A 1602-nucleotide genomic window follows, 5' to 3' on the forward strand; every position below is an offset into this window, starting at 1 on the left:
GCTGCGGCATTTCGGTGAGTATGTGCATCAGGTAGTCATAGGGATCGACACCACACGCCCTGCACGTCAACATCAAACTGTACACGGTGGCACTCGCCTTCGCGCCATCGGTAGTATCACTAAATAACCAGTTTCGCCTTGCCACGGCAAACGGCCTGACGTCACGTTCGCAAACATTATTATCTACCGGAGCCCGGCCATCAGTCACGTAACGGCTCAGATACTGCCACTGGTTGCGCGTGTACGCGATTGCTTTTCCCAGCAGACTCTGCGGTGCCACATCCGGCGCCAGCTCGTCGAGCCATGCCTTGAAGGCGTCGAGCAGCGGCACACTGTGCTTCTGGCGCAACTCGTATGTGTATTCGGCACGTGTCTTCCCGGCGGGCAGATCGCCTTTGGCCAGCGCCTCGACACGGTATAGTGCCTGGAAGTACTCGAGCGCCTTCGCTACACGGGCGTTCGGCGCCTTCTTTGCACCAGTGGCATCTTTTTTCGCAGCCGCCTTGTCGGCCTTGACGTATAGCCGGCGTGCATGGGCCAGGCAACCGAAGTGCGTAGCCTTCTTCAGGGTGCGCCAGGCGCTATAGCCGTCGGTCATCAGCATACCGCTGTAGTCGCCCAGAAACTTCTTTGGATGTTCCTGGCCGCGCCCTGCCTGGTAGTCGAACAGCACCACCGGTTCGGCACAGTCCTCAGCACCGCGATATATCCACATATAACTTTTGTTCTGTGGAGAACGGCCAGGCTCCTTGAGCACCTGCAGCGTCGTTTCGTCACCGTGGATCAAGGATTGCGAGAGCAGCGTCTTGAGCAGTGCATCGTACAGACGGGTGTAGTAGAGCTCGCTGGGGCGGATGATCCAGTTCGCGAGCGTGCCGCGACTCACGGGAATCTGCCAGCGTGCGAGCACGTTCTGCATCCGGTACAGCGGCATGCCGTCGGCGTACTTTGCGGTCGTGACCGTCGCGATCACCGACGCGTCGGCATGACTGCCCGGAATCGGCTGGACCGGCATGGGCGCAAGCACAACCGGGGTACGTTCGGCATGGCGTTCGCAATGCCGGCAGGCCCATTTGGAGCGCGCGTTCTGCAGGACGGTCCATTTGACTTCGACATGCAGCTGTTCGCTGACGTCCTCGCCGATGCGATGCATCGCATTGCCGCAGCATGGGCAACCTCGCTGGCCCTCCGGCAGATCGTATTCAACACGTTCGCGCTTGAGATAGGCCGGCAGTGGCGTACGGCCCGCCTTGCGTCGTTCAGGCTGACCGGGCGGGGGCAGTCCGGTCTCGGGCAGCGCTGGCTGGACACTTTCGTCGTCTTCGTCGGAGGGTTCGGTCCGGGCGATCTGTTCGGCCTCGTCGAACACACGATCCTTGCTCTTCTCGCTCTTTGGAGCGTAGCGTTCAGCCTGCAGCAGGCGGATCTGCTCCTCGAGTTGCCCGATGCGCTGGTTGAGCTCGCCGATCTGGGCGTCGCGCTGGGCAATGCCCTTTGTCGCGCGCTCTTCGAGATCGCGGATATAGCCCCTGACGGCCTTGGGTACGTGCTTGAGATCGGGTGGATTCATGCGCCCCAGGATAGCGGAGCACGGCGCGCCGC

General features: G+C 61.4%; 1 protein-coding gene. It reads right to left on the reverse strand.

The genetic code is table 11. The features are described from left to right. Positions 1–1570: IS66 family transposase (locus tag AB4Y42_RS43895; RefSeq protein ID WP_368697843.1), on the reverse strand; the 1570-nt coding region annotated here is incomplete at its 3' end. Positions 1571–1602: the final 32 nt, after the last annotated feature.

The organism is Paraburkholderia sp. EG286B (assembly GCF_040965655.1).
Classification (GTDB): domain Bacteria; phylum Pseudomonadota; class Gammaproteobacteria; order Burkholderiales; family Burkholderiaceae; genus Paraburkholderia.